At 36.7% G+C, this 6,606-nt stretch carries 8 protein-coding genes; 5 read left to right on the plus strand and 3 right to left on the minus strand.

Annotation, left to right across the window (positions count from 1 at the left end; genetic code table 11):
- Positions 1–507: 507 nt before the first annotated feature.
- Genes LBH98_04285 through dnaA form a run of 3 tightly spaced genes read right to left on the minus strand, consistent with a single transcriptional unit; the run spans position 508 to position 3,434 of the window.
- A complete protein-coding gene (locus LBH98_04285) occupies positions 508–657 on the minus strand; it encodes a hypothetical protein (GenBank protein MDR0303977.1) in 150 nt (49 codons plus the stop codon).
- A gap of 9 nt (positions 658–666) precedes the next feature.
- Positions 667–2,043, minus strand: coding sequence for a dNTP triphosphohydrolase (dgt, locus tag LBH98_04290; protein ID MDR0303978.1), 1,377 nt, complete (start codon positions 2,041–2,043; stop codon positions 667–669).
- Between the two features lie 14 nt (positions 2,044–2,057).
- Positions 2,058–3,434, minus strand: coding sequence for a chromosomal replication initiator protein DnaA (dnaA, locus tag LBH98_04295; protein MDR0303979.1), 1,377 nt, complete (start codon positions 3,432–3,434; stop codon positions 2,058–2,060).
- 131 nt (positions 3,435–3,565) lie between these two features.
- On the opposite strand from dnaA, the gene rpmH reads away from it, so the two are divergent.
- The 5 genes from rpmH to nadC all read left to right on the plus strand — a co-directional run.
- Positions 3,566–3,715, plus strand: a complete 150-nt coding sequence (gene rpmH / locus LBH98_04300; GenBank protein MDR0303980.1) for a 50S ribosomal protein L34 — start codon at positions 3,566–3,568, stop codon at positions 3,713–3,715.
- The gene (locus tag LBH98_04305) at positions 3,712–4,095 is read left to right on the plus strand and encodes a ribonuclease P protein component (GenBank protein MDR0303981.1); all 384 of its coding nucleotides are present in this window, start codon (positions 3,712–3,714) and stop codon (positions 4,093–4,095) included. Before rpmH ends, LBH98_04305 begins: the two co-directional genes overlap by 4 nt.
- Positions 4,055–4,279, plus strand: coding sequence for a membrane protein insertion efficiency factor YidD (yidD, locus tag LBH98_04310; protein ID MDR0303982.1), 225 nt, complete (start codon positions 4,055–4,057; stop codon positions 4,277–4,279). Before LBH98_04305 ends, yidD begins: the two co-directional genes overlap by 41 nt.
- Before the next feature lie 11 nt (positions 4,280–4,290).
- On the plus strand, positions 4,291–6,045 hold the full coding sequence (locus tag LBH98_04315) for a YidC/Oxa1 family insertase periplasmic-domain containing protein (protein MDR0303983.1): 1,755 nt from the start codon (positions 4,291–4,293) through the stop codon (positions 6,043–6,045).
- Positions 6,042–6,606: carboxylating nicotinate-nucleotide diphosphorylase (gene nadC, locus LBH98_04320; GenBank protein ID MDR0303984.1), on the plus strand; the 565-nt coding region annotated here is incomplete at its 3' end. The genes LBH98_04315 and nadC, both read left to right, overlap by 4 nt.

Here is a 6,606-nt window from a genome sequence, read left to right on the forward strand (position 1 = left end):
AATCAACATCACTGCGCTTGACATTGCAAACGCTCCAATCATTCTTTTTAACTGCATATTATAACTCCTTCTGTTAAGTTTTAGCAGATCACTGTATATTTTGAAACACTATTGTTTCCTAAAACATTATGAATTACGGGAAAGAGAAGAGACTTTTTTGCGGTAAAACAAGAAAAGGCCGCTCTGCCCATAATCATAGTTTTTACCAGAAAGTATGAATATGCCCATATTTTAATAAAGAGAGGGATAGGCAGAACAACCTATAAACAAAGGTGGCTTTGCCTCTCTTTATTGAGAAATAAAATATAAACGAAATGTGGAAACAAAATTCCAGCATCTCATACTTTCTGGTATCTGTAAAATAATTTATTGTTATGAAAGAATATGAAGAAAATTTGAAAGAGTCAAACATAAAAACCGCCGCTCAATTTCTCAAGCGGCGGTTTTTATTTTTTATCTGTAACATTGCACAACCTTACTCGCCTGCGCCTTGACGTATTACGAATATTATCCAAAATCGAGTTTCTTTTTCGCTTCCGTAATAGAAACGCCTTGCTCAAGAAGTTCAAGTAGTTTTTTCATTCCTTGCCGCATTCCTTCTTCTTTCTGAACGCGCAGAGCGTCATCCCAATTCCATTCCGTTAATAACATACTCATAAAATCTCCTTATCTATTCAGCAATCCTTGCCATTTTTGGTATAATTTCAATGCGAAATTGTCTGTCATTCCGCACACATAATCGGCGGCGAGTTGCATTCGATTATAAATTGAACGTTTCGAGAATGTTTCATAAATGAATCTATAGTTTGACGATATCATTTCATAAATTCTGTTTGAAACCGACCAATCGCCTTTACCTTCAGACAAAACTGCGGGAATTAATTTTTCTAAAATATAATTTATCGTGTTAAATCCGATAATTTCATTTTCTAAAATCGATTTGTGCTTAAAAATCTTTTCCGTGCCGATCTTTTTTAACGCTTTGCTTGTGGCTGCACAATACGAATTTCCCAATATGTCCTTATTGTATTTCCCTTCGATAATATCGTTAACGTTATTACAGTATTCTTCGACCGCCGCATCAATCATAAACGACTGCGCCATTATTCTAAATTGTTGAATCGCGATTTCCAAACGATTCTTATATGACGACGACATATCGTCATAGTTGTGTATAAAATTTTTTAACAAAGCGAATTCTTTTTCTTGCGGCGAAAGGAACATATCGTCCAATTCTCTAGATAAATTTTCCACTAAAATTTCTTTCGTCAAAATACCTTTTTTGCAGGCGTCTTCAATATCGGCGACACAATAAGCGATATCGTCCGCCGCTTCTAAGAGAGGAGTAAGCGGAAATCTTGCGGATAAACCGAATACTTTTTGAATATCACGATAGTCGTTCTCTTCCGAAGAAAAGAAACCGAATTTTTTACGGGGAAGTTCTGCGCCTTTTTTATTGCCTTCAATCGAATTGTACGGGTATTTTATTAAAGTTGCAAGAACCGCATGGGTTAAATTCATTCCGTCGCGGTCTCTTACATAATGAAGCGTACGTAAAACCCGAAATGTTTGAACGTTTCCGTCAAAAAATATAAAATCGTTTTTCTGCTGTTCATTCAATTCGTTGGCGATATTCGGATTCTTATTAAAATATTCTTTGAAAAACCAGCGTATCGAATCCTCTCCGAAATGTCCGAACGGCGGATTCCCCAAATCGTGTACAAGTCCTGCCGTCGCCAAAATCGACGGGATATAACCTGTCATATTCTCGCTTAAAACCCCAAGTTCAATAAGTTTCTTTTCGACGGAAAGACCTATGGAACGCCCCAACGACGACACCTCAAGCGAATGCGTCAAACGGGTTCGCACGAAATCGCCTTTGTCAAGTTGAAAAACCTGTGTTTTATCCTGTAATCTTCTAAATGCGGATGAAAAAATAACGCGGGTAAAATCGTTCTCAAAAGAATTTCTGTAATCGTTTGTTGAAATATGCGATTCCCTAAATCTTTTTGTCGTTAAAAACTTATCGAATTTTTTTTCCATATATTATTACCTCTCTAACTTCTTACAAGAATATCGCTTATATCTTTTAATTCTTTGGAAAATTTATCGTCGTTTGCTATTTTGTTTTTTACTTCTTTAATGGAATGCAGAATAGTGCTGTGATTTTTTCCGCCTAATTCGGCGCCTATCGAGTGCAGAGAAAGCGGCGTGTGTTTTTTGAGAAAATATGCCGCGACCCGCCGTGCGTAAGCGATATGTGCGATTCTACTTTTAGATTTTAACTCCTTCAAATCTATTTTGTAGTACGAACAGATCGTATTTAAAATCGTTTTGGGCGGAAAATATCCTTTTATAGGTTCCAACCTTTTGTTTTGTAACGCATCTTGAATAGCGTCTTGAATCATAATTGTTTTATTGATTGACGTGGAAACTGCGATATTGGCGATAATTCCTTGCAGTTCATGAATATTCTCCGAACAATTATCTACAATGTAAGCGACCTCTTCGTTTGAAAGTTTAATCTTAGATTTTTGCGCCATATTTACAAGAATAGCCGCCCGTGTTTCCTGATTTTGCATGTCGAGTTTAACGACAAGTCCCCATTGAAGCCGCGTAATAATCCTTTCGTGAATATTTATAAGTTCCGCAGGCGCACAGCTTGCCGTGATAACCATCTGTCTTTTTTGCTGATGAAACATATTAAATATTTTGTATAATTCTATCTGCGCTTCATCTTTCCCCGCCAATTCGTCAATGTTGTCGAAAATAATTATGTTCGCTTTCTGAAAAATATTTTCAAAATCATAATAAGCCTTTCTGTTTAAATGAGCGGAATAGCTTCTGTAAAATTCGGTACCCGACATCAAAATTACATTAGTTTCCGGCTTATTTTTCGCTATTTCGTTTGCAATGGCATGAATTATGTGAGTTTTTCCGACACCCGATTTACCATATATAAAAAAAGGATTATAATTTTGAATTTTACCCGGCGCATTGGCAATTCCGCGTGCGCTTGCGGCAACGAGCCGATTTTCGTAAGTTTCAATAAATTCGTCAAAAGTGTATTGCCGGTTTATAGGATGCGAAAAAGAAACGTTTTTTTTGATTTTTGAAGCCGTTTGCTCGATTTCTGCGTAATAAATATCTTTTGCCCGCGCTTCTTCGGATTTACCCGCAACGACAAACTTCATGCTTAAAAAATTTTTATCAAATTCTTTTGCAATTTCGTTAAGTTTTTTCTGATAGCGGTGGTTCAGGACTTGCGGCGCAAAATTGTTCGTTGTTTCCAGAACTAAAATTCCGTCCATGTATTTTATCGGGATAAGGGGACGCAACAAATTATCTATCGCCGTTTCTTGAAAATATTTTTTTTCTATCGCCGATTTTACAATGTTTTCCCACAGGGATTGCGTCGTCATTTTCTTTACCATAATTTACAAAAAATCCTTTCGGTTTGTAAAATTACTAATTATTGTGAAATATCATTGATTTTTACGCATGGAAAATACTATATTTCCTGCGATTTGTGTGGTGAAATTCAATATTTAAGGAGATATACATAATGAAAAGAACTTATCAACCGTCTAAAAGAAAAAGAGCCACCACTCACGGATTTCGTGCGAGAATGGCTACAAAAGCCGGTAGAAACGTCCTTAAAAGAAGAAGGGCGAAAGGGCGCAAGCGTTTAACCGTTTCTGTTAGAATTAAGTGAGGAACAGATACAAAAAAAGGTTTCGTCTGAAAAAACAAAAAGAAATTTCGTATCTTGTTAGAAACGGGAAAAAGTTTAAATGCGATATTTTTGTTGTTTTGTATGAAAAAAATAATTTTATGCAGGATAGGTTTAACGTATTAATATCTCGCAAAAACGGTAATTCGGCGCAAAGGGTTCGTATAAAGAGAATTTATAGAGAAGCGTATGTAAACACGGAAGTTAAAGACGAGGAATGCTTTTACGATATTTTAATACGTCCGGAGCCGGGGTGTAAGCATGAGTTTTGCGAAATAAAAAAACTTTACGGAAAATGGCGTAATGAAACAGTTAAAGATAATGACGGCAAATACAATATACTTTCTAATACAGTTCTTTAAACGAGTTTTCTGTATTCCAAGCGGAACTTGCCGTCACATTCCGTCGTGTTCACATTTCGTTAAAGCCGCTATTATCGAGCTTCCTTTTCATGAAGCGGTTGTGCGTATTCTATCACGGCTTTTAAGATGTCATCCGTTTGGGACTTCCGGTTACGATCCGGTTATAAAGGAAAAAAATAATTAAGAGGGACATAAATGAAAAAAGAAACGTTATTCGCTTTTGCAATACTGCTTGCGGGGTTTTGGTTTTTTAATTCCAAGATCTATTATCAAATTATCGGGAAACCATATCCATACGGTCAAACGAAACAAACCGTTGCGCAACAAGCGGAGATAATCCCCGACGTTCCAGTAAATACATCCGATAAAATCTCGGATGTATTTATTAACGAATCAAAAATTTCGGACACTTTGGATACTATAGAAACGGAACCAAAGAAAATTATTACGCTTTCAAACAATGTTTTGCAGTTGCAAATATCCGAAGTCGGAGCAAAAATTATTTCTGCACAAATGCTTAAATATAAATACGGAAAAGGTCTTGTAAAAGAAGGAGAATTCGTAAACCTTATTTCAGACGGCGATTTGGGAATACTGACTTCGACGGTTGCAAATTTCGACTTGTCAAAATCCGGCTTTGTTTATAACGATAGCAATCCAAGCGCAAACATAGCGCAATTTGATTGTATGCTTGGAGACGAGGCGGTGAGCAAAATCTTTGAGTTAAAAGAAAATTCCTATTACCTGAATTTTATTATTCGGTCAAATTTAATAACGGACGGGCATTCAATATCTTTCAAAAGCGGTATATCCGAGAGTGAAACGGACGACGATAAATCAATTCCTTATTCCGAACGAGTCGTTTCAGTCGCTCGCGAAAAAAATAAAACCGAGCGTATTTTAATGAAGAAAATCGATACGTACAATCAGACTGGGCAATTTGACTGGATGGCTCTAAACTCAAAATATTTTACGTTTGTTATAATTCCGAAAGACAAAAAAAACCGTGATTTATCCGTATCTTCTTACATTGTAGATGAAACGGCGAAAATTGAACCTGTAAATATTAATTACGATATAAGTATTTTACAGCGTCCGCAAAAAGCCGTGTCGTCGGAAAATTTTGTCGAATACGATGTATTTCTGGGGCCGGCGAAACATTCCGATTTGACGCAGGCAAAAGTCGGTCTTGAAAGAACGCTTTTTAGAGGATACGCTTGGTTTTTCGGCGCTAATTTATGGTTTCCTCCGTTGTGCGAAGGAGTTTTATGGTTTATGAACTTCTTCGGGAAGCTATTCGGCGACTACGGTATATCAATAATTCTTTTGACGCTTTTGCTTAAAATAGTTACATATCCGCTTTCGCAGAGCAGTATTAATTCTATGGCGGCAATGCAGGTTCTTCAGCCAAAAATTCAAGCGATTCAGAAAAAATACGCCGACAACAAGCAGCTTATGCAGCAGAAAATCCTCGAATTATATCAGTCCGAAGGTATAAATCCTATGGCGAGTTTGGGCGGATGTATTCCGATTCTAATACAAATGCCTATAATGATAGCATTGTTTATCGTTTTGCGAAAAGCGGTGGAACTTCGCGGAGAAGTAACGTTCTTTCTTCCTTGGGTTCAAGATTTATCACAATCGGAAGTTTTATTTAAATTGCCGTTTGTAATTCCTTTTTACGGAGATAATTTTGCGTTTCTGCCGATTTTGATGGCAGGGCTTATGTTTGTTCAAAACAAAATGACGATAAAAGATCCAAATCAGGCGGCTATGGTGTACATGATGCCGATTGTTATGCTTGTTATGTTTAATAATTTTCCGGCAGGGCTTACGTTGTATTTTACGATTTCTAACCTTTTGCAGATTTTGCAGCAGAAATTTCTTACAAAAAAACCGTCCGTTATCGCAAAAAACAGTTTAAACAAGGGTAAAGCCGAAAAAAAATGAATTTTGACGAAAAACTGAATTTTTTGTTAAAAAACACATTCGCAGAGGATTTTTCTCTTGAAGGCGACATTACCACAAAAGCGATTTTTGATAAAAATGCGCAGGCGAAAGCGATTATAAAATCTAAAGAAAAAGGTATTTTATCCGGAACAAAATTGATAAGCCCTTCATTCAAATATTTAGATGAAAATTGTTCCGTTAAAGTATGCAAATCCGACGGAGACGCTATTTTCCCCGGAACGGAAATTGCAAAAATAGAAGGTAAAATCAGCGCTGTTCTCGGCGCCGAAAGAACAATATTGAATTTATTGCAGCGACTTTCGGGGATCGCTACAAAAACAAATACGTTTTGCGAAAAAATACGACATACTAACGCAAAAATCATCGACACCAGAAAAACAACTCCTTTACTCAGATTTTTGGAAAAAGAGGCGGTTATTCACGGCGGAGGACAAAATCACCGTTTTGGACTTTATGACATGATTTTAATTAAAGATACACATATAAAGGCGGCAGGCGGCGTAACGTACGCTGTAAATAAAGCGCATGAATTTGCCGAAA

The organism is Chitinispirillales bacterium, assembly GCA_031254455.1.
In the GTDB taxonomy this organism is placed as follows: Bacteria; Fibrobacterota; Chitinivibrionia; order Chitinivibrionales; family Chitinivibrionaceae; genus WRFX01.